This window comes from Streptomyces sp. 12E (assembly GCF_055633275.1).
Genome location: NZ_JBVNCJ010000001.1, coordinates 2,634,828 through 2,659,122 on the forward strand (window position 1 = coordinate 2,634,828; position 24,295 = coordinate 2,659,122).

Sequence of the window (24,295 nt, forward strand, 5' to 3'; positions counted from 1 at the left end):
ACCTCTCCCCAGAGCTTCTCCCGTGCCCCGCGCCCCGACGCGGTGCCCCGGGCCCCGCACAAGACCCGGGACGCCACACGGGCGGAACCCGGGCCCCGCACAAGACCCGGGACGCCGCGTGCGGCTCCTAGCCCGCGTGCTCCGCGAACCGTGCCGCCGTCTCGGCGAGCACCTCGCGGCCGTCGCGGGCCCACAGGACGTCGTTGAACAGTTCGACCTCGATGGGGCCGGTGTACCCGGCCGCCTCCACGTAGCCCTTCCACTCCCGCATGTCGACCGCGCCGTCGCCGATCTGGCCGCGGCCGTTGAGGACGCCCTCGGGCAGCGGGGTGGTCCAGTCGGCGAGCTGGAAGGTGTGGATGCGGCTCTGGGCGCCCGCGCGGGCGATCTGCGCGGGGGCCCCGTCGTCCCACCAGATGTGGTACGTGTCGACCGTGACGCCCACCTGGTGGGCGGGGAAGCGCTCCGCGATGTCCAAGGCCTGGGCGAGCGTCGAGACCACGCACCGGTCGGAGGCGAACATGGGGTGCAGCGGCTCGATGGCCAGTCTCACCCCGTGCTCCTCGGCGTAGGGGCCGAGTTCGGCGAGCGCGTCCGCGATGCGTTCCCGGGCGCCGCGCAGGTCCTTGGAGCCGGCCGGCAGTCCGCCCGAGACCAGGACCAGGGTGTCGGTGCCGAGCGTGGCCGCCTCGTCGACCGCCCGCCGGTTGTCGGCCAGGGCCGCCGCCCGCTCGCCGGGGTCGATCGCGGTGAGGAAGCCGCCGCGGCACAGGGTCGTCACCGCCAGGCCCGCGTCGCGGACCAGTTTCGCGGCCGCCTCGACGCCGTACGCCTGGACGGGCTCGCGCCACAGGCCCACGCCCGGTACGCCCAGCTCGCGGCAGGCGTCGACGAGGTCGGGCAGCGACAGCTGCTTGACCGTCATCTGGTTGATGCTGAAACGCGCGAGGTCGGTCACGGGGTCACTCCGTACAGGTGCAACAGGGTCCTCATGCGTTCCTCGGCGAGCTTGGGATCGGGGAACAGGCCGAGGCCGTCGGCGAGTTCGTAGGCGCGGGCGAAGTGCGGCAGGGAACGCGCCGACTGCAGTCCGCCGACCATCGTGAAGTGGCTCTGGTGGCCCGCCAGCCAGGCCAGGAAGACCACGCCCGTCTTGTAGAAGCGGGTGGGCGCCTGGAAGAGGTGGCGGGAGAGCTCGACGGTCGGGTCGAGCAGGGCGCGGAAGCCCTCCGTGTTCCCGGTGTCGAGGACGCGGACCGCTTCCGCCGCCAGCGGGCCGAGCGGGTCGAAGATGCCGAGCAGGGCGTGGCTGAAGCCCTGCCCGTCGCCGGCGATCAGCTCGGGGTAGTTGAAGTCGTCGCCGGTGTAGCAGCGCACGCCCTGCGGCAGGCGGCGGCGCAGGTCGATCTCGCGCTGGGCGTCCAGGAGCGAGACCTTGATGCCGTCGACCTTGTCCGGGTGGGCGGCGATGACCTCCAGGAAGGTGTCGGTGGCCGCGTCGAGGTCCTCCGAACCCCAGTAGCCCTCCAGGGCCGGGTCGAACATGGGGCCCAGCCAGTGCAGGATCACGGGCTCGGCGGCCTGGCGCAGCAGGTGGCCGTAGACCTCCAGGTAGTCCTCCGGGCCCTGCGCCGTCGCGGCCAGCGCGCGGGACGCCATCAGGATGGCCTGCGCGCCGGACTCCTCGACGACCGCGAGCTGTTCCTCGTACGCCGCCCGCACCTCGGCGAGGGTGCCGCCGGCGAGCTGGTCGGTGCCGACGCCGCAGGCGATGCGGCCGCCGACCGCCTTCGCCTCGGCGGCGGAGCGGCGGATGAGTTCCGCCGCGCCGGCCCAGTCCAGGCCCATGCCGCGCTGGGCGGTGTCCATGGCCTCGGCGACGCCCAGGCCGTGCGACCACAGGTGGCGGCGGAAGGCGAGGGTGGCGTCCCAGTCGACGGCCGCCGGCGAGTCGGGGGTGGTGTCGGCGTACGGGTCGGCGACGACGTGCGCGGCCGAGAAGACCGTACGGGAGGTGAAGGGGGCTCCGGTCGTGAGGGCGAGGGGCTCGGTGCGGGGCTCGTAGGCCCGCAGGGCGCCGTTCGCGTCGGGGAGGTGGAGGGTCACAGCGCGATCTCCGGCACGTCGAGGCGGCGGCCCTCGGCCGAGGACTTCAGGCCCAGCTCGGCGAGCTGGACGCCGCGGGCGCCGGCCAGCAGGTCCCAGTGGTAGGGGGCGCCGGCGTAGACGTGCTTGAGGAAGAGCTCCCACTGGGCCTTGAAGCCGTTGTCGAACTCGCCGTTGTCCGGGACCTCCTGCCACTGGTCGCGGAAGACCTCGGTGGCGGGGACGTCCGGGTTCCAGACCGGCTTGGGGGTGGCGGAGCGGTGCTGGACGCGGCAGTTGCGCAGCCCGGCGACGGCGGAGCCCTCGGTGCCGTCGACCTGGAACTCGACCAGCTCGTCGCGGTTGACGCGGACCGCCCAGGAGGAGTTGATCTGGGCGATGGCGCCGCCCTCGAGCTCGAAGACGCCGTAGGCGGCGTCGTCGGCGGTGGCGTCGTAGGGCTTGCCGTTCTCGTCCCAGCGCTGCGGGATGTGGGTGGCGGTGAGGGCCTGGACGGACTTCACGCGGCCGAACAGCTCGTGCAGCACGTACTCCCAGTGCGGGAACATGTCGACGACGATGCCGCCGCCGTCCTCGGAGCGGTAGTTCCAGGAGGGGCGCTGGGCCTCCTGCCAGTCACCCTCGAACACCCAGTAGCCGAACTCGCCGCGCACGGAGAGGATGCGGCCGAAGAAGCCGCCGTCGATGAGGCGCTTCAGCTTGAGCAGGCCGGGGAGGAAGAGCTTGTCCTGGACGACGCCGTGCTTGACGCCGGCCGCGTTCGCCAGGCGGGCGAGTTCCAGGGCGCCGTCGAGGCCGGTGGCGGTCGGCTTCTCGGTGTAGACGTGCTTGCCCGCGGCGATCGCCTTCTTGATCGCCTCCTCGCGGGCCGAGGTCACCTGGGCGTCGAAGTAGATGTCGACGCTCCCGTCGGCGAGGACCGCGTCCACGTCCGTCGCGATGTGCTCGAGTCCGTGCCGCTCGGCCAACGCCTTCAGCGCGTGCTCCCGCCGGCCGACCAGGATCGGCTCCGGCCACAGCACGGTGCCGTCACCGAGGTCGAGGCCGCCCTGCTCGCGCAGGGCCAGGATGGAGCGGACGAGGTGCTGGCGGTAGCCCATGCGCCCGGTCACACCGTTCATGGCGATACGCACCGTCTTGCGTGTCACGTCATTCCCTTCGTACGCGGTTCGCGCGCCGCGTACGCCCCACTGGTGAGCGTGACAGCAAGCGCTTTCTATGTACGTAGAAGCTAGCCTCTGAGCGGCAGTGTGGACAAGACCGCGGCGAACCCGAGTTGTTCGAGGGGGCGAACAGCCGCGCGGATGGCCGTAGGGTCTGCTCGGAACCACGGGTGTGGGCGTGGGTGTGGGTGTGTACGACGGCGTACGGCGAACGCGCGAGGCGGAGGACGAGACATGACGGTGACCCTGGCGGACGTGGCGGCTCGCGCACAGGTCTCCCCCGCGACGGTGTCGCGCGTGCTCAACGGGAACTACCCCGTGGCCGCGACCACCCGCGAACGGGTGCTGAAGGCCGTCGACGAGCTGGACTACGTCCTCAACGGGCCCGCCAGCGCCCTGGCCGCCGCCACCTCCGACCTGGTGGGCATCCTGGTGAACGACATCGCCGACCCGTTCTTCGGCATCATGGCGAGCGCGATCCAGGCGGAGATCGGGGGTCCGGGCGGGCGCGCGGGCGGGGAGAGACTCGCGGTCGTGTGCAACACGGGCGGCTCGCCCGAGCGCGAACTGACCTACCTCACCCTGCTCCAGCGGCAGCGGGCGGCGGCGGTGGTGCTGACCGGCGGCGCGATCGAGGACGCGCCGCACAAGGCGGCCATGAACGCGAAGCTGCGGAAACTGGCGGACGCCGGGACCCGGGTGGTGCTGTGCGGCCGGCCGCAGGCTCCGGAGACCGGGGCGATCGCGCTGACCTTCGACAACCGGGGCGGCGGCCGGGAACTCACCGAACACCTCATCGGTTTGGGGCACCGGCGGCTGGGCTACATCGCGGGCCCCCAGGAACGCACCACCACCCGCCACCGGCTCGAGGGCCACCGCGACGCGCTGGCCGCGCACGGCATCGAGGAGGACCCCCGGTGGACCGTGCACGGCCGGTACGACCGGCGGTCGGGATACGAGGCGACGCTCGAACTCCTGCGGCGCGACCCGTCGTTGACGGCCGTCGTCGCGGCGAACGACTCCGTCGCGCTGGGGGCCTGCGCGGCGCTGCGGGACTCGGGCCTGCGCATCCCGGACGAGGTGTCGGTGGCCGGGTTCGACGATCTGCCGTTCAGCATCGACGCGGTGCCGGCGCTGACCACGGTGCGGTTGCCGCTGGCGGAGGCGGGGGCCAGGGCGGGGCGGATCGCGATGGGGCGGGAGGAGGAGCCGCCCGGCGGGATCGCCTCGGTGCGCGGGGAGTTGATGGTGCGGGGGTCCACGGCGGGACCGCGGGACTGACCGGACCCCGGTCCGGGGCCTGCACCGCCGGCGCGGAGTGGTTGCGGCTCGTCGCGCAGCTCCCCGCGCCCCTGGAGAGGTGCGACGTCGAGTGCGGGCCGTGAGGGCTGCTCGCGCAGCTCCCCGCGCCCCTGGAGGAGTGCGACGTCGAGTGCGACGTCGAGTGCGGGCCGTGAGGGCTGCTCGCGCAGCTCCCCGCGCCCCTGGAGAGGTGCGACATCGAGTGCGGGCCGTGGGGGCTGCTCGCCGGATCCTCCACGGCTCCGGCACGGACACCCCTCAGGGGCCGCGGGGAACCGCGCGGCGAGTCCCCCACGGAGCCGTGACGCCGACACCAGGGTGAGGGAGAGGAATCAAGGTGGGTCCTCGCGGGTAGGGTCCGATTCCATGAAGCTGGCGTTCTCCACCCTCGGCGTCCCCGGGCTCCCCCTCACCGACGTGCTGGACCTCGCGACCGCGCACGGCTACCACGGCGTCGAACTGCGCGCCCACCCCGAGGAGCCCGTCCACCCGGGCCTCGACCCCGCACGGCGCGCCGACGTGGCCGCCGAGTTCAAGGCGGCCGGCGTCGAGGTCCTGGGCCTCGCCGGATACGCCCGGGTCGCCGCGCCCGGCGCGGACGAACCCGTCCTCGACGAGGTCCGCGCCCTCCTCGACCTCGCCCGGGACCTCGGCGCCCCCTTCGTCCGGGTCTTCCCCGGCGGCGGCGACCGGAGTCCCGAGGAGGCGGACGCGACGGCCGCCCGCCGGCTGGGCACGGCCGCCGAGTACGCCGCCGACCTGGGCGTGCGCATCCTGCTGGAGACCCACGACTCACACCGCACCGGCGCCGACGCGATGCGGGTCCTCGGCCTGGTCGGCCACCGGCAGGTGGGCGCGCTGTGGGACGTGATGCACACCTGGCTCGGCGGCGAGCAGCCCGTGGAGAGTCATGCGGCCCTCTCCCCGCACCTCGGGTACGTGCAGGTCAAGGACATCGCCTCCGCCGACGACACGGCCCCGCTCCCGCTCGGCGCCGGCGTCCTCCCGCTGGCCGACGTCGTGGAGGTCCTCTCCCGGCACGGCTGGGACGGCTGGCTCTGCTGGGAGTACGAGAAGCGTTGGTACGCCGACGCCGCCCCGCTGCCCGGCCTCCTCACCCCCGGCCGGGAACACCTGGCCCGGCTGCTGAACGAGTCGGCCTGAGCGGACGCGGAAATTCGCTGGCCGGGGCACGGGGCGACCGGATAGCGTCTTCCGCCGTGCCTCGAACCGCGCCCCGCCCCGCCGTCCTCCCCTCGTGAGCCTGTCCCGCACGCTGATCGACGTGCGTCCCCTGCGCACCTCGCCGGTCTTCCGACGGCTGCTGATCGGGCGGACGGTGTCCGTGCTCGGCGGCTTCATGACCATGGTCACCGTCATGTACCAGGTCTGGGAGATGACGCACAGCGCGGCCTGGAGCGGCGCGGTGGGTCTCGCGCAGGCGCTGCCGCTGGTGTGCTTCGGCCTGTTCGCCGGGGCCTGGGTCGACCGGGGCGACCGGCGCCGGATCTTCCTGGCCGCGACGGTGGGCCAGGCGCTGTGCTCGCTGCTGCTGGCGGTCCAGGGATTCACCGGGAACGTGCCGGTGGCCGGTGTGCTCGCCCTGGTCGCCGCCCAGTCCGCCTGCGCGGCGGTCGGCGGTCCGGCGGCCGGCGTGTTCGTCCCCCGGCTGCTGCCCAAGGAGCAGGTCGCCTCCGGGCTGGCGCTGTACCAGGTCACCGCCCAGTCGATGATGCTGGTCGGCCCGGCCCTCGGCGGGCTGATGCTCGGCTGGTTCGGCATCGGCGTCTGCTACCTGCTGGACTCGCTGAGCTTCCTCCTCGCCTTCTACGGCGCGTTCGGACTGCCCGCGCTGCCGCCCGAGGGCGAGCCGTCCCGCGCGGGGCTGCACGGGGTGCTGGACGGGCTGCGCTTCCTGGCCGGCCACCGGGTGGTGCGCGGCGCGCTCGTCACCGACCTCGCCGCCACCGTCCTGTCGATGCCGGTCAGCCTGTTCCCGCTGATCAACGACGAGCGGTTCGGCGGTGACCCCCGCACGCTGGGCCTGTTCCTGTCGGCGGTCGCGATCGGCGGCGTGCTGGCGTCCGCGCTGTCCGGGGCGGTGACCCAACTGGGCCGTCCCGGCCTGGTGATGCTGTGCGGCGCCGGTGTGTGGGGGGCCGCGCTGGCCGCGTTCGGTCTCATGACCAGCCCCTGGGTGGGGCTGGGGCTGCTGGTGGTGGCCGGCGGGGCCGACGCCCTGTCGGTGCTCTCCCGCACCACGATCGTGCAGACCCGTACGCCCGACGCCCTGCTGGGCCGGGTCACGGCCGCCGAGCAGATCGTCGGGCAGGCCGGCCCGCACCTCGGCAACATGCGCGCGGGGCTGGTGGCCGGCGCGACGTCCGGGGCGGCGGCCCTGGTGACGGGCGGGCTGCTGTGCCTGGTCGCGGTGGTGTACGTCGGCGCGAGCACGCGGGAACTGCGTGAGGGGGCCCCGGCGCCGGAGGCGCCCTGACCCCCGGCAGGGGGTGTCCGGGAGCCCGGGGCCGCGGGTGCGCGGCGGTGTTCGCGGGTGCGCGGCGGAGCACGGAAACCCTGCGCGTCCCCCTTCATCCACCGACCGGGGAGTCCTCCGCGCGCGCCTTCGCCCGCCGAACGGGTTCCACGGCCCGCGCCGTCGGCCGCCGCGGCGTCACCGAGGCCAGCGCCACCCCGCCCACCAGCAGCGCCGCCGCGCACCACCGCAGCGGGGTGACCGACTCGCCCAGGAACAGGGCGGCCGACGACATCCCGAAGACCGGGACGAGCAGGGAGAACGGCGCGACCGCGGAGGCGGGGTGACGGCGCAGCAGCCAGCCCCAGGCGCCGAAGCCGAACACCGTGGCGACCCAGGCGACGAAGAGCACCGTGCCCACGCCCTGCCAGTCCAGGCCGCGCAGCGCGTCCAGGTCCCGCGACGGGCCCTCCAGCAGCAGCGACAGGCCCAGCAGCGGCAGCACCGGCACCGTGCTCACCCAGATCATGAAGTTCAGGGCGTCCGTGGGCGCCGCCTTGCGGGTGAGGATGTTGGAGACGCCCCAGCAGGCCGCCGCCGCGACCACCAGGGCGAAACCGAGCAGTGGACCCGAGGCGCCCTCGTCGACCGCGGCCACGCCGATGCCGGCCAGCGCCACCGCCATGCCCACCAGCCGCAGCCGGGAGGGGCGTTCGCCGAGGAGCGCGAAGGCGAACAGGGCCGTGAAGACCGCCTGGATCTGCAGGACCAGCGAGGACAGTCCGCCCGGCATCCCCGCGTCCATGCCGACGAACAGCAGCCCGAACTTGGCCACCCCCAGCGCGAGGCCCACCCCCACGATCCACTTCCACGCCACCTTGGGCCGCCCCACGAGGAACACCGCGGGCAGCGCCGCCACCAGGAAGCGCAGGGCGGAGAAGAGCAGCGGCGGGAAGCGGTCGAGCCCGACCTCGATGACGGTGAAGTTCACCCCCCACACGGCGGTGACGAGGACGGCCAGGAGCAGGTGGGAAGGGCGCATACGTCGAGGATCACCGCCCGCCGCACTTCAGCACCAGCGATGATTCCTGCATGGTTGGATGAAGCACCGCTAACCGATCGGGGAGCCGCCATGCTCGACCTCCAGCGGCTGCGCGCCCTGCACGCCGTCTCCGTCCACGGCACCGTCGGCGCCGCCGCCGCGGCGCTCGGTTACACCTCGTCCGCCGTCTCCCAGCAGATCGCCAAGCTGGAGCGGGAGACGCGCACGGTGCTGCTGGAGCGGGAGGGCCGGGGCGTGCGGCTGACCGACGAGGCGCACCAACTGGTGCGTGCGGCCCGGGAGCTGATCGCCATCGTGGAGCGGGCGGAGACGGAGCTGGAGGAGCGGCGCGGGGTGCCGGCCGGGCGGCTGACCGTCGCGGCGTTCCCGTCGGCGGCGCGCGGGCTGCTGCCGCCCGTGCTGGCCGACCTGGCGCGCCGGCACCCCGCGCTCGACACCCGGCTCACCGAGGTCGACCCGCACCTGTCCGTGGACCTGGTGGCCAAGGGCGCGGTCGACCTCGTCGTCGCGCACGACTGGGACATCGCGCCGCTGCCGGCCCCGACGGGCCTGGAGCAGGTGGTCATCGGTGACGACCTGTGCGATCTGCTGGTGCCCGAGGGCCACCGGTTCGCGGGGCGTACGGCGGTGCGGCGGGCGGAGCTGGGCGGCGAGCGGTGGATCTGCCAGCCGCCGGGGCGGGTCTGCCACGAGTGGCTGGTGCGCACCCTGCGCGCGGCCGGGCACGAACCGGAGATCGTCCACCAGGCCGACGAGAACCCGACCCTGGTCGCCCTGGTCGCGGCCGGGCTCGGCATCGCGCTGATCCCCCGGCTGGGGCGCGGCCCGTTGCCCGCCGGGGTGGTGGAGGTGCCGCTCGACCCCCTGCCCGTACGGCGGCTGTACGCGCTGTGGCGCGCCGGGGCGGCCCGTCGTCCGGCGATCGTGGAGACCGTCCGCACGCTGTGCGGGCACTGGCCCGAGGTGTCGGCGCACTCGCCCCGCTGACCCCGTCCGCACCACCGGTCCCGGCTTCGGGGATCACGGGCCGGGCGGGGAACCCGTTCCCGCCTCCGTCCGTCCCAGGGCCGGGCTGCCGGGCGAGTCCCCGTGGTGCGGTGTCGGCCCTCGCCGCCTGCCGCGACCGCCGGCCCGCCCTCTCCGCCGTGCCACGGCCGGCAGCCCGCCGTCATCGGCGCGTCCCCTCCCGCCGCGCCGGTGACGGCCCCGCCCCGGCCGCCGCGCATCCCCTTGACTGGCAGAAACTTCCCGGATATTGGTGACTTCCCGGCAGTTTCCTTCAGCGGATCCCGGTCCCCGCGGATCACCTTCCAAAGGAGCGCACGTGCCCGACAGCAGCACCGGAAGCACGGGAAGCACCGCACGTCCGTCCAGACGCGCCGTCCTCGCCGCGACGGCGGGCGTCACCACCGCCCTCGCGGCCGGCGGCGCCGCCCACGCGGCCGACGGCCCGTCCGCGCACGACGACAGGAGGCTGCGCGCCCTCGTCTCCCGCATGACGCTGGAGGAGAAGGTCGGCCAGCTGTTCGTGATGCGGGTCTACGGCCACTCCGCCACCGACCCCGACCAGGCCGACGTCGACGCCAACCTCGAGGAGATCGGCGTCCGCTCGGCCGCCGAACTGCTCGCCCGGTACCGGGTCGGCGGCATCATCTACTTCGCCTGGGCGCACAACACCCGCGACCCGCACCAGATCGCGGACCTGTCCAACGGCATCCAGAAGGCGTCCCTCGGGCTGGAGCGCGGGCTGCCCGTGCTCATCTCCACCGACCAGGAGCACGGCATCGTGGCCCGCGTGGGCGAGCCCGCGACGCTGTTCCCGGGCGCGATGGCCGTCGGCGCGGGCCGCTCCCGCTCCGACGCCCGCACCCTCGGCCGGATCGCGGGCCGTGAGCTGCGCGCGCTGGGCATCCGCCAGAACTACTCCCCGGTGGCCGACGTCAACGTCGATCCGGCCAACCCCGTCATCGGCGTCCGCTCCTTCGGGTCCGACCCGGAGGCGGTCGCGGGCCTCGTCGCGGCGGAGGTCAGGGGCTACGAGTCGTCCGGAGTCGCCTCGACGGCCAAGCACTTCCCGGGACACGGCGACACGATCACCGACAGCCACGCCGAGCTGCCGTACATCCACCACACCCGCGAGCAGTGGGAGGAGCTGGACGCACCGCCGTTCCGGGCCGCGATCGGCGCGGGCATCGACTCCATCATGACCGCGCACATCGTCGTCCCGGCCCTCGACGCCTCCGAGGACCCGGCCACCCTCTCCCGCCCCGTCCTCACCGGCATCCTGCGCGAGGAACTGGGCTACGACGGGGTCGTGGTCACCGACTCCCTCGGCATGGAGGGCGTCCGCACGAAGTACGGCGACGACCGGGTGCCGGTGCTGGCCCTCGAGGCGGGCGTGGACCAGCTGCTCAACCCGCCCTCCCTGGACGTCGCCTGGAACGCGGTCCTGAACGCCGTGCGCGACGGCGAGCTGACCGAGTCCCGGCTCGACGAGTCGGTCCTGCGGGTGCTGCGGCTCAAAGCGCGGCTGGGCCTGTTCGAGGACCCGTACGTCTCGCACGCCGGGGTCGACCGCGCCGTCGGCACCCGTGCGCACCTGGCCGCCGCCGACCGGATCGCCGAGCGCACCACCACCCTGCTGGTCAACGAGGGCGGCCTGCTGCCGCTGTCCCGGCGCAGGCACCCCGAGCTGCTGGTGGTCGGCGCGGACCCGGCCTCCCCGTCCGGCACGACGGGACCGCCGACCGGGGTGCTCGCGGACGCCCTGACCGAGCTGGGCTTCGCCGCCACCGCCCTGTCCACCGGCACGGCGCCGTCCGCCGCCACCGTCGCCGAGGCCGTCGCGGCGGCACGGAACGCGGACGCGGTGGTCGTCGGGACGTACGACGTCGGTGCGACCAGCGGTCAGAAGACGCTGGTCGAGCAGTTGCTGGCGACCGGGAGGCCGGTGGTCGCGGTGGCGATCCGCAACCCCTACGACGTGGCCCACCTGCCCGGCGTGCCGGCGTACCTGGCGACGTACTCCTGGACCGACGTCGAACTGCGGGCGGCGGCACGGGTGATCGCGGGCAGGGTGCGCCCGCGCGGCACGCTGCCGGTGCCGGTGCCGCGGGCGGACGACCCGGCGACGGTGCTGTACCCCGTCGGGCACGGGCTGAGGTACTAGGCGCACGCGGGCGCGCCCCTCCCCGCCGGGCGTAGCGCGCGTACGTCACCCATCCGACGCACCCTCCCCGATGTGGTGAAAGCCCACCGGATGTCTGGCGTGCCCCGGCGGATCGGGTCACGCTGGACGGGAGTGTCCGGGGGATGACGATGCACGTGGGAAGTGGGTGGGGGACGCGCGCCGTCTTCGCGGCGGCGGTCACGGTGCTGCTCACCGGCTGCCGGGGCGCGCCGGACGGCGGCGCCGAGGAGGACGGCCGGCCGGGCGAGCGGCGTACGGGGACGGCGTCGCCGACGGCGGCCCCGCCGTCCGGGTACGGGGCGGTGTTCCTCGCGGTCGACGAGTGCAGCTCCTTCGGCCGGACCAGCTTCACCGAGGTGTCCTGCCGCAGCGAGCGGGCGGCGGCCCGGGTCGTCGCCCGCCACGACGGGACCGCGCGCGACGGGCCGCGCTGCCCGGCCACCACCGACTTCGTGCTGCACATCAGCGAACAGCGCCCCTCCGCCGACGAGGACGGCGACGGCGCGGTGCCGCGCGGCTACGCCTGCATGCGCCACCTCCAGCCGCCGCACCCCGGGGACCCGGGCGGCGGGGGCGGGCCGCGCACCATCGTCGGCGACTGCGTCTACGAGCTGGGCGCCGGCAGGGTCCGCGAGACGGCCTGCGACGGCAGTGCCGGGCGGGAACCGGAGTTCGAGGTGGTGAAGGCCGTGGACGACCGGTCCGAGTGTCCGGCGTCCACGGCCCTCTACGTCCGGCTGGGCGGTTCGTCACCGGTGGGCTGCGCCCGCCCGGTGTAGTCCCGCCCCGCCCCCGCTACGGGCGCAGCGTCCGCTCCTGCCCGACGTCCCGCTTGTCCAGCTTGGCGTCGAACTTCGCCAGCGGCTTCGCCGCCGCCGGGTTCTCCTGGACCGTGCTCGGCGCGACGTCCGCCCAGTCCAGGATGCGGGCCGTGGCCAGCGCCCTCTCCTCGGCGGCCAGACCGGCCACGTTCGCGCCGTGGTTCATGCCGGGCGCGGTGAACACGTACGAGTCGCGCGCGCCCCTGCCGACGCGGAACGGCTCGGCGCCCCACGGGTCGTTCTCGCCGTACACGAACAGCATCTGCCGCGCGTTGTGGCGGACCCAGGAGTCGACGTCCCGCATGACGTGGGGCTGGAACCTCATGTCGATCGAGCGGGGCACGAAGTTGCGCGGCGGCTGGTAGCCGTAGCGGACGTACTTCTTCTCGATGTGCGGGAAGCGGATGGTCGGCGCGCCCAGCTGCGTGCCGGCCTGGTAGTAGTACGGCGTGTACGGGCTCAAACCCTGGTCCGTGTAGAACGAGAACCCGGAGATCGTGTCGATCGAGGTCCAGATCTCGTCGTCGGTGGCGTTCTTCGCGTCCGCCGGGATGTCCGCGCAGTCGGCGAGGGTGCTGTACTGCCAGAAGCCCCACACGTAGTCGAGGACGACGGCCTCGTACGCCCGGTCCAGGCTGCCGATGGTGTCGAAGGTGTAGCCGTTCTCGGCGGCGTACGCCTCGTACCGCTCCTCCAGCGGCGTCCGGCGCACCAGCGCCTCGCGCTGCACCGCGTTCAGCCGGTCGCGGCACTCCTTGGTGCCGACGGTGCGGAAGAAGCGGTCGTAGGCCGAGTCCTCCTTGTTCACCACGTCGTTGGGGGCCACGTAGGCGACCACGCCGTCCATGTCACGCGGGTAGAAGCGCTCGTAGTAGGTGGCGGTCATGCCGCCCTTGGAGCCGCCGGTGGAGATCCAGTTCTTCGAGTAGATCTCCTTCAGCGCGGTGAAGACGCGGTGCTGGTCGCTGGCGGCCTGCCAGATGTCCAGCTTCGACCAGTCGGCCGGCTCGGGCCGGGACGGGGTGAAGAAGCGGTACTCCATGGAGACCTGGTTGCCGTCCACGATCTGGGTCGGCTCGGCGCGCCGCGGCGTCGTGGAGACGCTGTAGCCGCCGGTGTAGAAGACGGTCGGCCGCGCGGTGTCCTTGTGCAGCACGGTGATCCGCTGCTGGAACGTGCCCTTGGAGGGCCTGCGGTGGTCGACCGGCTGGGCGTAGTTGAGGACGAAGAAGCGGTACCCGGTGTACGGCTTCTCCTCGATCAGGCTCATGCCCGGGATCGAGAGCAGTCTCTCCTTGATGTCAGTGGTGCCGGTGGCCTCCGGCTCGGCGGCGGTGGCCGCCCCGGCCGTGCCCAGTGTGCCTATGAGCACCGTGAGCGCCAGCAGCCATCTGAGCGCCTTGCGCATGCGCACTCCCCTGTGAGACGGATGTGCGCCGGAAGCTACTGGACCAACTCCCTCCAGCACCAGGGGACATAGGGATAACCCTCGGCCGACGAGGGGTCAGCACAGGATCCAGCCGGAGCTGACGGACCCGCCGCCGGCCCTGCCCTTCACCCACACGCAGCGGCGGCCGGTGTGCACGGTCACCGGTCCGGCGTGGTGCTTGTAGTTGCCCTCGTCGACGACCGGGCGGCCCCCGCGCGCCCGTACGCTCAGCGACATCTTCCGTCTGGTGCCGGGGTTCTTGGCGAGGGTGACGGCACAGACGTAGCCGCCCCGCTTGTAGACGGCCACCGAGCCGGTGGAGAACGGCAGCGTGCGCACCTTGCGCCCGGCGCAGTACGCGGCGGCGTGCGCGTCACCCGGCGCGGCGACGGCGAGCAGCCCCGAGGCCGTCAGCATCGCCAGGCCGAGCGCGAGTCGCCGGCGTATCGCTCCACTGCCCACAGTCGTCCTCCCGTACCGCGGCTGCCGCGCCAGGCGGCGTACGCGTGTACGGACGCACGGCGTACGCCGGATGGTTGCGCGCGCCCGCCCCCGCGGGGGCGGGCCGCCCCTCACGCCGGCGCCGGCACGTCCTCCCCGACGAACGTCCGCCACAGCCGGGCGTAGGCGCCGCCGAGCCGGAGCAGTTCCTCGTGCGTGCCGTCCTCCGCGACCCGGCCGTGGTCCATCACGATCACCCGGTCGGCGCGGGCGGCGGTGGTCAGGCGGTGGGCGACGACCAGGGTCGTACGACGCCCGGCGAGCCGGTCCGTCGCCTGGTTGACCTGCGCCTCGGTCGCCAGGTCGAGCGCGGCCGTGGCCTCGTCGAGCAGCAGCACGTCCGGGGCGACCAGTTCGGCGCGCGCCAGTGCGATCAGCTGGCGCTGTCCGGCGGACAGGTTGCGGCCTCGCTCGGCGACCTCGTGGAGGTAGCCGCCGTCCAGCGTGGCGATCATCTCGTGCGCGCCGACCGCGCGGGCCGCCGCCTCCACCTCTGCGTCGGTGGCGTCCGGACGGCCGTAGGCGATGGCGTCGCGGACGGTGCCCGGGAAGAGGTACGCCTCCTGCGGTACGACCCCGAGCCGGTGCCGGTACGCGGTGATGTCCAGGTCCCTCAGGTCCGTGCCGTCGACGGTGACCCGCCCGCCCGTCGGGTCGTAGAACCGGGCGACCAGCTTGACCAGGGTGGACTTGCCCGCGCCGGTCTCGCCGACGAAGGCGACGGTCTGCCCGGCCGGGATGGTGAGGTCGATGCCGTCGAGGGCCTCCTCGTCGTCGCCGTAGGCGAAGCGCACGTTCTCGAAGGCGATCTCCCCGCGCAGGGACGGCACGTCGAGCGGCTTCTCGGCGGCCTTCGTGGAGGCCGGTTCCCGCAGCAGCTCCTGGATCCGGCCCAGCGAGACGGACGCCTGCTGGTAGCCGTCGAAGACCTGGGAGAGCTGCTGCACCGGCGCGAAGAACAGGTCGATGTAGAGCAGGTACGCCACCAGCGAGCCGATCGCCAGCGTCCCGTCGTCGACCCGGGCGCCGCCCACGACCAGTACCGCCACGGCCGCGGCCGAGGACAGCAGCTGCACGAACGGGAAGTACACCGAGATCAGCCACTGGCCCCGGACGCGGGCGCTGCGGTAGTCGGCGCTGCGCTCGGCGAACCGGCGTCCGCCGTCCCGCTCGCGGCGGAACGCCTGCACGATCCGCAGCCCCGCCACCGACTCCTGCAGGTCGGCGTTGACCACCGACACCCGTTCCCGCGCCAGCTCGTACGCCTTCACGCTGGCCCGGCGGAAGAACCAGGTGGCGACGACCAGCGGGGGCAGGGTGGCGAAGACGACCAGGGCGAGCCCGACGTCGAGGACCAGCAGGGCGACCATGATGCCGAAGAAGGTGACCACCGAGACGAACGCCGTGACCAGGCCCGTCTGCAGGAACGTGGACAGCGCGTCGACGTCCGTCGTCATCCGGGTCATGATCCGGCCGGTCAGCTCGCGCTCGTAGTAGTCGAGGCCGAGCCGCTGGAGCTGGGCGAAGATCTTCAGCCGCAGCGCGTACAGGACGCGTTCGCCGGTGCGTCCGGTCATCCGGATCTCGCCGGTCTGCGCCGCCCATTGCACGAGCACGGTGAGCAGGCCCAGCAGGGCGGCCGCCCAGACCGCGCCGAGGGCCGCCCGCGTCACGCCCTGGTCGATGCCGTGCCGGATCAGCACCGGCAGCAGCAGGCCCATTCCGGCGTCCACGGCGACCAGGCCGAGGCTGATGAGGAGGGGGGTGCGGAAGCCGCGCAGGAGACGGCGCAGGCCGTAGGAGTCCTCGGGGCGGACGGCCCGGTCCTCGTCGACGTCGGGGACGTCGTTCGCCGGGGGCAGCGCCTCGACCTGGGCGAGGAGTTCCGGGGTGGCCGGGGTGCCGGCCAGCGCGGTGTCCTTGGGTTCGCGGTCGCCGGTCCACAGCCGGGGCGTGACCCCGCGCTCGGCGTCGAACTCGGCGTCCAGCTCCGCGCGGACCGAGGTGTCGTCCTCCTCCCGCGGCCCGGCGGGCGGGGTGTGGCCCGGGGAGACGGCGCCCAGCTCGTCGGGGTCGGTGAGCAGCCTGCGGTAGAGGGCGGAGCGCCGCTGGAGCTCGTCGTGGGTGCCGATGTCGGCGAGCCGGCCGCCGTCGAGGACGGCGATGCGGTCGGCGAGGTTGAGGGTGGAGCGGCGGTGGGCGATCAGCAGCGTCGTACGGCCCCGCATGACCCCCTTCAGCGCCTCGTGGATCTCGTGCTCGACGCGGGCGTCCACGGCGGAGGTCGCGTCGTCCAGGACCAGCAGGCGCGGGTCGGTGAGGATCGCGCGGGCCAGGGCGACGCGCTGGCGCTGGCCGCCGGAGAGGGTCAGGCCGTGCTCGCCGACCGTGGTGTCGTAGCCGTCGGGCAGCTCGCTGATGAACCGGTCGGCCTGGGCCGCGCGGGCGGCGGCGACGATCTGCTCCTCGGTGGCGTCCGGGCGGCCGTACGCGATGTTGTCGCGCACGGTGGCGGAGAAGAGGAAGGAGTCCTCGGGGACCAGTCCGATCGCGGCCCGCAGGGACTCGGTGGTCAGCTCGCGCACGTCGTGGCCGCCGACGAGGACGGCGCCGTGCGTGACGTCGTAGAAGCGCGGCAGCAGCAGGGAGACGGTGGACTTGCCGGAGCCGGAGGCGCCGACGACGGCGAGGGTCTCGCCGGGGCGGATCTCGAAGGAGAGGCCGTCCAGGACCGGCCGGCCGGGTTCGTAGCCGAAGGAGACGTCGTCGAACTCGACGGTCGCCGGGGCGTCGGCGGGCAGGTCCCTGGTGCCGTCGGTCAGGGACGGCTCGGTGTCGATCAGCTCCAGGACGCGCTCGGTGCCGGCGCGGGCCTGCTGGCCGACGGTGAGCACCATCGCGAGCATCCGGACCGGCCCGACGAGCTGGGCCAGGTAGGTGGAGAAGGCGACGAAGGTGCCCAGCGTGATGTGCCCGCGCACCGCGAGCCAGCCGCCGAGCGCCAGCATCGCCACCTGGCCGAGGGCGGGGACGGCCTGGAGGGCCGGGGTGTACCGGGAGTTCAGCCTGATGGTGCGCAGCCGTCCGGCGTACAGCCGCCGCCCGACCTCGCGCAGCTTCCCGGTCTCCTGCTCCTCCTGCCCGAAGCCCTTCACCACGCGGACGCCGCTGACCGCGCCGTCGACCACCCCGGCGACGGCTCCCGCCTGCGCCTGCGCGTACCAGGTGGAGGGGTGCAGCCGGGTGCGGCTGCGCTTGGCGATCCACCACAGGGCGGGGGCGACGGCGACGGCGACGGCGGTGAGCGGCAGCGACAGCCACGCCATGATCACGAGGGAGATCAGGAACAGCAGGAGGTTGCCGATGGTCATCGGCAGCATGAAGAGCAGGCTCTGGATCAGCTGGAGGTCGCTGGTGGCGCGTCCGACGACCTGCCCGGTGGACAGCTCGTCCTGGCGTCTGCCGTCGAGCCGGGTGATCGTCCCGTACATCTCGGTGCGCAGGTCGTGCTGGACGTCGAGGGCGAGCCGGCCGCCGTAGTAGCGGCGGACGTAGGTGAGGACGTAGACGGCGAGCGCGGCGCCGACGAGCAGGCCGGCCCAGGTGGCCATGGATCTGGTCCTGTCGCTGATGACGTCGTCGATGATCACCTTGGTGATCAGCGGGACCAGGGCCATGACGGCCATGCCTCCGAGGGAGGAGCCCAGCGCGAGGACCACGTCCTTGGGATGTCGCCACGCGTATTCGGCCAGTCGCCGTGCCCATCCCCGTTGCGGTGTCACGCGGGTGCCCTCCGATCGTCCTGATCTGCCGGAAGGCACCAACGCGGCCGGCGGCGGATTTCATCCCTCCGCAATGTTCAGAGGCGTACGCGCAGAGCGTAGAGGCGGGTCGTCTGGTTCTCGTTCTGGTTGTCGTCGCTGACCAGGAGCACCTTCAGCCGGCCGTGGTCGCGGCCGGTGACCGCCATGCCCTCGACGTTGTCGAGGAGGGGGTTGGGCTGGGGCTGCTCGGCGGTGGCGCCGAGGGAGGGGCAGTCGGCGAGGTCGGCGAGCAGGGTCTTGTCGTACGCGGCGCCGCGGCGGTCGGCCAGGTGGAGCCGGACGGTGTTGCCGACGCCGGAGGTGAAGCCGCGTTCCAGGACGAGCAGGCGGCCGTCGGGGACGGCGGTGACCTCGGTGACGCCGAGGCCCGGGTCGACCCGGTAGGTGTACTGGGCGCCGAGCCGGAAGTCGCCGTGGGCGGTGCGCCGCCAGGTCTGGAGACGGACCCGGTCGTCGGGGTCGCCGGTGAGGGGGTACTCCATCGAGGCGATCAACGTGCGGCCGCCGGGGAGGAGGGTCAGGCCCTCGAAGGTGCCGTTGGGGCGGGCGCGGGTGCGGAGTTCCCCGGGTACGGGGAGCCGGTCGAGGATCTTCCCGTCGCGGGAGTAGCGGCGCACGGCGGGCTCGGTCTCGGAGGAGACGAGGTACGTGCCGTCCCGGTCGACGACCAGTCCCTCGGAGTCGAGCGCGGCCCCGTTCTCGTCGGCGAGCGGGATCACGCCCTCGGGCCGCAGGGTCCGCGCGTCCAGCCGGAACAGGGCGGACCGGTCGGAGAGGGCGGCGACCGTGCGGTGACGGTCCGGGGCGAGGGCGGAGAGGTTGCCGACGTAGGTGCCGTCGTACGTCGTCTCGTCGAGGGCGTCGGAGAAGCGGTCGAGGGAGACGGACGGGGAGCAGGCCCCGCCGCCGTGTGCGGCGGCGGGGCCTGCGGCCGTGAGGCAGGTGGCGGCCGCGAGGGCGGCGGTGAGGGTGGCGAGGATCGGTCGCAGACGCATGGGCGTCACCGTAGGGCAGCCGGGTGACGGCCGGTCGCTTCCTACCGACACATGACCGACACCTCTCCTTCACCCCCACGCATACATGTCCATGTCATTCTGCCGTTCGGCCGCTCAATCAACCCGCGTAGATCGGACGTCCCCCATGCCCGTGACACACATACGCCGCCGCTGGAAGACCCTCGCCCTGGCCACCTCGGCCGTCCTGGCCGCCCTCGCCGTCCCCGCGCTGAACGCCCCCTCCGCCGGCGCCGCGACCACCGCGTACGACGACACCTACTACGCCGCCGCGATCGGCAAGTCCGGCACGGCGCTCAAGGACTCCCTGCACACGATCATCAGCGACCAGACGAAGATCTCGTACTCGGCGGTCTGGAACGCCCTGAAGGTCACCGACCAGGACCCGGACAACAGCAACAACGTGATCCTGCTGTACTCGGGCATCTCCCGCAGCAAGTCCCTCAACGGCGGCGACACGGGCGACTGGAACCGCGAGCACGTGTGGGCCAAGTCCCACGGCGACTTCGGCACCTCCACCGGCCCCGGCACCGACCTGCACCACCTGCGCCCCGAGGACGTCCGGGTCAACTCCGTCCGCGGCAACAAGGACTTCGACGACGGCGGCAGCTCGTTCACCGACGGCGGCGGCAGCCTGACCGACTCCAACTCCTTCGAGCCGCGCGACGCGGTCAAGGGCGACGTGGCCCGCATGATCCTCTACATGGCGGTCCGCTACGAGGGCACCGACGGCTGGCCCGACCTGGAGCCCAACGACTCCGTCACCAACGGCAGCGACCCGTACCACGGCCGCCTCTCGGTCCTGAAGCAGTGGCACCGGGAGGACCCGCCGAGCGCGTTCGAGAAGAACCGCAACGAGGTCATCTACGCCTCGTACCAGCACAACCGCAACCCGTTCATCGACCACCCGGAGTGGGTCGAGTCGATCTGGTAGCCGGACGCCGGTGTCACGGTGGCCGGTGCCGGGGCAGACTTCCTCATGGCTGACGCGACACCGAGCGATCACACACTTTCGGGACGGCTGCTCGCCGCACTCTGGACGCTGCGGCTCCTCGCCGCTTCGGAGGGATCACCTCCCGAGCCCGGGGAGTTCCTCTCGAAGAAGGTCCCGGCACGGCTGCTGGACGAGGAGCTGTCCCGCTTGTCGGCCCATCTCGTCCGGGCGAGGAGCCGAGGAGGTGAACACTGGGAGGCCGCGGTGACCGTCTACCGCGAGGTGCCGGACCTCCTGCCGCCGTCCCGCCTGCCCCGCGACACCATGAGCCCCGGCGAGCAGGCGGCCTTCTCCGCGGGCTACGCCGAGCGCCTCGCCCACGACAGGAAGGAGTTCGGCGAGCTGCTGGGGTGAGGCGATCGGGAGTTCGGGAGTCACGCCCCGAGCGGACGCAGGCCCGCCCGGACCTCGGCGTGCCAGGCGCGGGCCGCGGCGGTCTCGGGATGGTCCTCGCCCAGGATCGCGGCCCGCTGCTCGGCCACCTCGCGTGCGCTGTCGGCGGCCTGCTCCCGCTTGCCCTGCGCGTACTGGGCGCGGCTGAGCTGGATGAGCACCCCGAGGACCAGGGGGTGGTCGTCCCCGTACCCGGCTCTCTGCCCGGCGAGCACCCTGCGGAAGAGGGCCTCGGCCTCGGCTCCCCGACCGGAGCGCAGGAGCCCCCGCGCCAGTGCGTCGCGCGCCCACACGGTCACCAGGTGGTCGGGGCCGAGACGGCGTTCGCAGTCCTCCGCCAGTTCCTCGGCCGCTTCCACGTAGTGGTCGAACTCGTTCTGCGCGGCGCGGAGTTCCAGCATCTCGCAGCGGGTCTTGAGGGTGGCGACGTGGTCCTCGCCGAGCGCGCGGCGGCGACCGTCCAGGACCGTCTCCAGCAGCGTACGGGCTTGTGCCAGCTCGCCCAGGCGGTGCAGCACCCGCTGCAGCTCGTAGGCCGCTTCCAGGGTGCGCGCGTCATGGGGCCCGAGCGTGCGCAGCGCGTCCCGGTGGACCGGTCGCAGGAGGTCGGCGGCTTCGGCGTACCGGCCGAGCCTGAACAGGACGGGCCCCTGGCCCGACCGGGCCTCGACGGTCGCCGGATGCTCGTCCCCCAGGTGCTCCGCGGCGGTCCTCGCGGCGGTGGCGGCCAGGGCCAGCGCGGCGGTCCAGTCCCCCGCCTCGTACACCAGTCGTGCGACGCGTGCCGCGATCCGCACGGATTCCGCCGTCACCAGGCCGTGGCGGTGGGACCGGTGCAGCAGGCCGGCCGCGTGCGGCGCCAGGAGCCGCACCTGGGAGCGGGCCCGCGGTGACGCGGCGCCCTCCGGCGGCAGCGCCGCCCGCAGCAGCCGGCCCGCCGCTCCCGCCAGGAGCTCGCGCTGCGCGTCGGACACGCCTGCGGCGACGCTGTCCAGCAGGACCCCGTGGGCCTTCACGCAGCGGTGCCCGTCCGTCTCGACCAGGTCGATCAGCGAGTGGTCGAGGAGCCCGCGCAGGGCCGGTTCGACCCGCTCGGCGCTCAGCGGCGGATCGAGGTGTCCGAGGCCGTCGACCCTGCCCTGTGCCGCCGGCACCAGCAGCGACAGCGGGACGGGGTCCGCCGCCCAGAGGGACAGCAGCCGCAACAGGGTCGTCGCCTCCGGCAGACCGCCCTCCGCCAGGGTGTCCAGCGACAGCTGCCACGTGCGGCCCACCAGGCGGCGGGACTGTCCGCCGCCGACCGCCGGCGCCCCCCGGTCGACCAGGGCCGTCGACTCCTCGCCCAGCCTCCGGTCGTACTCGTCCATGGTCCACGACTCCAGCAGCTGGTGGGCCAGGTGCGCCCCGGCCAGGGTCAGGGCCAGGGGCAGACAGCCCAGACGCCGGGCGACCTTCCGTGCGGACTCCTGGGTACCCGCCTCCGGGGCCAGGTCGCGCAGGAGCAGGGCGGCGTCCTCCAGGGGGAGCACACCGATCCGGTGGCTGCTCACCCCCGGGGCGTGCCACAGCGGGGAGGTCGCGTGCCGGGTGGTCACCAGCACCGTCCCCGAGGGGCTCGAGCGCAGCCAGGCGCCTTCCTCCAGGATGCCGGGGTCGTCGGCGTTGTCGAGGACCAGCAGCCAGGGCTCCGCGGAGTGGTCCAGGTGGTGCCAGACCAGGTCGGCCGCGGCGCGTCGGCCGCCGGCCGCGGCGGCCAGTTCACCGCCGGCGGCGCCGCGGTCGCCGGCGACGGCGAGCATGCCGGCGCGCAGCGACACCCGCTCGGAGGCGTTGACCCACAGGCCGACGCGGCCGTGGTCCCGTACGGCCTCGGTGAACAGGGCGTGCGCGACGGCCGTCTTGCCGCAGCCGCCCATGCCGTGCAGGACCTGGATGTCGCCGCCGGGGCCGGCCACGGCCGCCCGTAAGCGTTCCATGAGGTCGGTGCGGTCCCGCAGGACGCCGGGCGCGCGGCCGACCAGGGGCAGGCGGACGGAGTCGGGAGCGGCCGGCCGGGGTTCGGCCGGGGCCACCGCGTGGCGTCCGAACAGCGGGGCCGAGCCCGGGGCGTAGTGGTGGACGTGTTCCTCGACGTACTGGTCGCCACCGGTCTGGTAGACCCGGGCACTGCCCGACGCGGTTCCCTCCATCGGCGTCGGCACGCTCATCGTTCGGTGATGTGCTGGTCACGTCCGGCCTGGTAGATCCGGGAACTGCCCGACGCCCGGGCCTGCAGGCGGATCCGCTCCGGTTCCGGATCCCCCGGAACCGACGGGTTCAACTCGTCCAGGATGCGCCGCAGTTCGTCGGCGGCCTCCGGCTGCGCCAGCAGGAACCGCCGTACGCGGCCCTGCCATTCGGCGGTCAGCTCGGCCTCGGACTCGGCGTCACCGGCCTGGCGCGCGAGAAGCAGGTCCGCACGGCCCGCTTCCAGTTCCTCACCGATGCCCTCGGCTCTGGCGGGCTGGAAACGGCGCCACAGGGCGACCATGCCGTCCCTCGCCGATTCCCAGGCGTTCGTCACCATCAACGTGACGACGGTCGTGCCCGCCGTCCCTGCCAGTGCGGCGATCTCCGGATCCACGGTCCCCCCTACGGCCGGCTCCCGATCCTAGGTCCCCGGACCGCTCCCGGCGCAAGGGTCCGGGTCCCGTGCGTCGGCGCGGCTCACGCCCGCCTCGGACCCGTACGTCCGGCGCGCCCCCCGCGGGGGCGAGGTCCGCCTCGGAGAAGCCCGGCTCGTCCTTCGCCCCGGGACCGAGCGCGGAGACGGTACGCGGAACGCCTCCGTACGAGGCCCGGCGCGCAGGGGGCCGGCCGTCCCGAGTGCGCCGGGCCGATCCGGCGACGCCGGGCACGCACGCCCCGCGCGTCCGGGTCCGTCGTTCGACAGGGAGCACGCCGCCGAGCCTCCGGTTCGCTCCATCCGGTGGTGTGGACGGCAACCCGGGCAGGTCCGGCCCGCCCCGCCGTGAGCATGGAACCGCCCCGGCACGTCCGCCGGGGCGATCCGTCCCCGACACCTCACCGGAGAGTGCCGTGAAGACTCGTTCCTGGTCCATCGCCGCCGTCCTCGCCCTGACCTCGCTCCTGCTGCCCGCCCACACGGCGTCCGCCGCCCCGGCCGCGCCCCCGTCCTGCCCCGACGGGTCCGTGTGCTTCTGGAGCAAGGAGGGCTTCGGCGGCGACTACTGGGAGTGGACCGCGCGCAGCGGCTACCGCGACATGCCGCCCCGTCTGCACGACCACGTCGGCTCGTTCGTCGCGAGCACCCGGGCCTGCTTCGTGAACTGGCAGCCCACCGAGAAGCGGGACGTCTTCAACGGCGACTGGCGCTCCCGCTACCTCGGCGACTTCGGCGGGCGCATCGACGGGGTCGGCCCGGGCGGCTGCTGACCGGCGGCCCCGGTCCGGGAGCGTGCGGGCTGCCGGGCCCCGAACGACCCGACACCGAGTTCGCTCCTCGGGCCCCGGCCCGGTGCCGGCGGCCCGGCGGCTGCACGCCGGGGTCGCCGTGCGCCTCCGCCGGCCGGTCCCGCCGACGACGACCGCGGCCTCGTCGCCCCGAGGGGGCGACGGCGGCGATGAGGGGTTGCGGACACCCGGGCGTCACCGTATGACGGGTCGGTGATGCGCGAACGGCGGAACCCTTAATGATCAGTGGTTCACGGTCCTTCCCCGTGGCGGCGCCGTTGTAATGGCTCTCAGAGGGTTTCCCTCACCACCGGACACGTCGAAGGGGTAGGACCGTGACGAAACTGCGCACCACCAGGACCGCACTCGTAGGGATCATGGCTTCCGCGGCGATCGCGCTCCCGCTGGCCGGCTCGGCCTCCGCCGAGACGAGGCTGCTCCCGCACTACACCGACTCCTTCCTGGAGTGCCAGACCCTCGGCAACCAGGCTGCGCAGCAGGGGGAGCTGACGGGCTTCAGCTGTGTGCAGGAGGGCCGCCACGTGGTCATGTACCCCTGGTAGGCAC

At 73.7% G+C, this 24,295-nt stretch carries 20 protein-coding genes; 10 read left to right on the top strand and 10 right to left on the bottom strand.

Annotated elements, in window-relative coordinates; translation table 11 throughout:
* Window positions 1-127 precede the first annotated feature (127 nt).
* Genes ACZ8ZB_RS12315 through ACZ8ZB_RS12325 form a run of 3 tightly spaced genes read right to left on the bottom strand, consistent with a single transcriptional unit; the run spans window position 128 to window position 3,254 of the window.
* Entirely contained in the window at window positions 128-958 is an 831-nt protein-coding gene (locus tag ACZ8ZB_RS12315; RefSeq protein ID WP_470737757.1) for a sugar phosphate isomerase/epimerase family protein, read from the bottom strand.
* Window positions 955-2,106 (bottom strand): dihydrodipicolinate synthase family protein, encoded by a 1,152-nt coding sequence (locus tag ACZ8ZB_RS12320; protein WP_470737758.1) that lies wholly within the window; start codon window positions 2,104-2,106, stop codon window positions 955-957. The genes ACZ8ZB_RS12315 and ACZ8ZB_RS12320 overlap by 4 nt, the downstream gene beginning before the upstream one ends.
* Window positions 2,103-3,254, bottom strand: coding sequence for a Gfo/Idh/MocA family protein (locus ACZ8ZB_RS12325; protein WP_470737759.1), 1,152 nt, complete (start codon window positions 3,252-3,254; stop codon window positions 2,103-2,105). Before ACZ8ZB_RS12325 ends, ACZ8ZB_RS12320 begins: the two co-directional genes overlap by 4 nt.
* Window positions 3,255-3,503: 249 nt before the next feature.
* Between ACZ8ZB_RS12325 and ACZ8ZB_RS12330 the strand changes: the two genes are divergently transcribed.
* The 3 genes from ACZ8ZB_RS12330 to ACZ8ZB_RS12340 all read left to right on the top strand — a co-directional run bounded on the left by ACZ8ZB_RS12330 (window position 3,504) and on the right by ACZ8ZB_RS12340 (window position 7,068).
* Window positions 3,504-4,550, top strand: coding sequence for a LacI family DNA-binding transcriptional regulator (locus ACZ8ZB_RS12330; RefSeq protein ID WP_470737760.1), 1,047 nt, complete (start codon window positions 3,504-3,506; stop codon window positions 4,548-4,550).
* A 387-nt stretch (window positions 4,551-4,937) separates the two neighbouring features.
* A complete protein-coding gene (locus ACZ8ZB_RS12335; RefSeq protein ID WP_470737761.1) occupies window positions 4,938-5,735 on the top strand; it encodes a sugar phosphate isomerase/epimerase family protein in 798 nt (265 codons plus the stop codon).
* A gap of 94 nt (window positions 5,736-5,829) precedes the next feature.
* A complete protein-coding gene (locus ACZ8ZB_RS12340; protein ID WP_470737762.1) occupies window positions 5,830-7,068 on the top strand; it encodes an MFS transporter in 1,239 nt (412 codons plus the stop codon).
* 94 nt (window positions 7,069-7,162) lie between these two features.
* Here the strand turns inward: ACZ8ZB_RS12340 and ACZ8ZB_RS12345 are convergent, their stop codons facing one another.
* Window positions 7,163-8,089, bottom strand: a complete 927-nt coding sequence (locus ACZ8ZB_RS12345) for an EamA family transporter (RefSeq protein WP_470737763.1) — start codon at window positions 8,087-8,089, stop codon at window positions 7,163-7,165.
* Window positions 8,090-8,179: 90 nt separating this feature from the next.
* On the opposite strand from ACZ8ZB_RS12345, the gene ACZ8ZB_RS12350 reads away from it, so the two are divergent.
* From ACZ8ZB_RS12350 to ACZ8ZB_RS12360, 3 genes are all read left to right on the top strand, one after another.
* Window positions 8,180-9,097: a LysR family transcriptional regulator gene (locus ACZ8ZB_RS12350; protein WP_470737764.1), complete on the top strand. Its 918-nt coding sequence runs from the start codon at window positions 8,180-8,182 to the stop codon at window positions 9,095-9,097.
* A gap of 337 nt (window positions 9,098-9,434) precedes the next feature.
* Window positions 9,435-11,279, top strand: a complete 1,845-nt coding sequence (locus tag ACZ8ZB_RS12355; protein WP_470737765.1) for a glycoside hydrolase family 3 protein — start codon at window positions 9,435-9,437, stop codon at window positions 11,277-11,279.
* Between the two features lie 149 nt (window positions 11,280-11,428).
* On the top strand, window positions 11,429-12,079 hold the full coding sequence (locus ACZ8ZB_RS12360; RefSeq protein ID WP_470741467.1) for a hypothetical protein: 651 nt from the start codon (window positions 11,429-11,431) through the stop codon (window positions 12,077-12,079).
* A 16-nt stretch (window positions 12,080-12,095) separates the two neighbouring features.
* Here ACZ8ZB_RS12360 and ACZ8ZB_RS12365 read toward each other — a convergent pair whose 3' ends face one another.
* The 4 genes from ACZ8ZB_RS12365 to ACZ8ZB_RS12380 all read right to left on the bottom strand — a co-directional run bounded on the left by ACZ8ZB_RS12365 (window position 12,096) and on the right by ACZ8ZB_RS12380 (window position 18,870).
* Window positions 12,096-13,529 carry a S28 family serine protease gene (locus ACZ8ZB_RS12365; RefSeq protein ID WP_470737766.1) on the bottom strand — a complete coding sequence of 478 codons (1,434 nt, stop codon included), beginning with the start codon at window positions 13,527-13,529 and terminating at the stop codon, window positions 12,096-12,098.
* Between the two features lie 96 nt (window positions 13,530-13,625).
* Window positions 13,626-14,012: a hypothetical protein gene (locus ACZ8ZB_RS12370; protein WP_470737767.1), complete on the bottom strand. Its 387-nt coding sequence runs from the start codon at window positions 14,010-14,012 to the stop codon at window positions 13,626-13,628.
* A gap of 110 nt (window positions 14,013-14,122) precedes the next feature.
* Window positions 14,123-17,833 (bottom strand): ABC transporter ATP-binding protein, encoded by a 3,711-nt coding sequence (locus tag ACZ8ZB_RS12375; protein ID WP_470737768.1) that lies wholly within the window; start codon window positions 17,831-17,833, stop codon window positions 14,123-14,125.
* A gap of 77 nt (window positions 17,834-17,910) precedes the next feature.
* Entirely contained in the window at window positions 17,911-18,870 is a 960-nt protein-coding gene (locus ACZ8ZB_RS12380; RefSeq protein WP_470737769.1) for an esterase-like activity of phytase family protein, read from the bottom strand.
* A gap of 145 nt (window positions 18,871-19,015) precedes the next feature.
* Between ACZ8ZB_RS12380 and ACZ8ZB_RS12385 the strand changes: the two genes are divergently transcribed.
* Together ACZ8ZB_RS12385 and ACZ8ZB_RS12390 are read left to right on the top strand one after the other, a co-directional pair.
* Window positions 19,016-19,822, top strand: a complete 807-nt coding sequence (locus tag ACZ8ZB_RS12385; protein ID WP_470737770.1) for an endonuclease I family protein — start codon at window positions 19,016-19,018, stop codon at window positions 19,820-19,822.
* A gap of 45 nt (window positions 19,823-19,867) precedes the next feature.
* The gene (locus ACZ8ZB_RS12390) at window positions 19,868-20,236 is read left to right on the top strand and encodes a hypothetical protein (protein ID WP_470737771.1); all 369 of its coding nucleotides are present in this window, start codon (window positions 19,868-19,870) and stop codon (window positions 20,234-20,236) included.
* Window positions 20,237-20,256: 20 nt separating this feature from the next.
* On the opposite strand, the gene ACZ8ZB_RS12395 is transcribed toward ACZ8ZB_RS12390, so the two are convergent.
* Complete coding sequence (locus ACZ8ZB_RS12395; protein ID WP_470737772.1) at window positions 20,257-22,482, bottom strand: tetratricopeptide repeat protein; 2,226 nt, start codon at window positions 22,480-22,482, stop codon at window positions 20,257-20,259.
* The gene (locus tag ACZ8ZB_RS12400; protein ID WP_470737773.1) at window positions 22,479-22,898 is read right to left on the bottom strand and encodes a hypothetical protein; all 420 of its coding nucleotides are present in this window, start codon (window positions 22,896-22,898) and stop codon (window positions 22,479-22,481) included. The genes ACZ8ZB_RS12395 and ACZ8ZB_RS12400 overlap by 4 nt, the downstream gene beginning before the upstream one ends.
* A 455-nt stretch (window positions 22,899-23,353) precedes the next feature.
* Between ACZ8ZB_RS12400 and ACZ8ZB_RS12405 the strand changes: the two genes are divergently transcribed.
* Both ACZ8ZB_RS12405 and ACZ8ZB_RS12410 read left to right on the top strand, forming a co-directional pair.
* Entirely contained in the window at window positions 23,354-23,710 is a 357-nt protein-coding gene (locus ACZ8ZB_RS12405; RefSeq protein ID WP_470737774.1) for a peptidase inhibitor family I36 protein, read from the top strand.
* Between the two features lie 353 nt (window positions 23,711-24,063).
* Window positions 24,064-24,291, top strand: a complete 228-nt coding sequence (locus ACZ8ZB_RS12410; RefSeq protein ID WP_470737775.1) for a hypothetical protein — start codon at window positions 24,064-24,066, stop codon at window positions 24,289-24,291.
* The last annotated feature ends 4 nt before the right edge of the window (window positions 24,292-24,295 follow it).

Bases quoted from the DNA above. Each gene is read 5' to 3' on its own strand.
- ACZ8ZB_RS12350 (WP_470737764.1), top strand. From the start codon at position 8,180: ATGCTCGACCTCCAGCGGCTGCGCGCCCTGCACGCCGTCTCCGTCCAC.
- ACZ8ZB_RS12385 (WP_470737770.1), top strand. From the start codon at position 19,016: ATGCCCGTGACACACATACGCCGCCGCTGGAAGACCCTCGCCCTGGCC.
- ACZ8ZB_RS12390 (WP_470737771.1), top strand. From the start codon at position 19,868: ATGGCTGACGCGACACCGAGCGATCACACACTTTCGGGACGGCTGCTC.
- ACZ8ZB_RS12360 (WP_470741467.1), top strand. From the start codon at position 11,429: ATGCACGTGGGAAGTGGGTGGGGGACGCGCGCCGTCTTCGCGGCGGCG.
- ACZ8ZB_RS12395 (WP_470737772.1), bottom strand. From the start codon at position 22,482: ATGAGCGTGCCGACGCCGATGGAGGGAACCGCGTCGGGCAGTGCCCGG.
- ACZ8ZB_RS12365 (WP_470737766.1), bottom strand. From the start codon at position 13,529: ATGCGCAAGGCGCTCAGATGGCTGCTGGCGCTCACGGTGCTCATAGGC.
- ACZ8ZB_RS12345 (WP_470737763.1), bottom strand. From the start codon at position 8,089: ATGCGCCCTTCCCACCTGCTCCTGGCCGTCCTCGTCACCGCCGTGTGG.
- ACZ8ZB_RS12380 (WP_470737769.1), bottom strand. From the start codon at position 18,870: ATGCGTCTGCGACCGATCCTCGCCACCCTCACCGCCGCCCTCGCGGCC.
- ACZ8ZB_RS12335 (WP_470737761.1), top strand. From the start codon at position 4,938: ATGAAGCTGGCGTTCTCCACCCTCGGCGTCCCCGGGCTCCCCCTCACC.
- ACZ8ZB_RS12330 (WP_470737760.1), top strand. From the start codon at position 3,504: ATGACGGTGACCCTGGCGGACGTGGCGGCTCGCGCACAGGTCTCCCCC.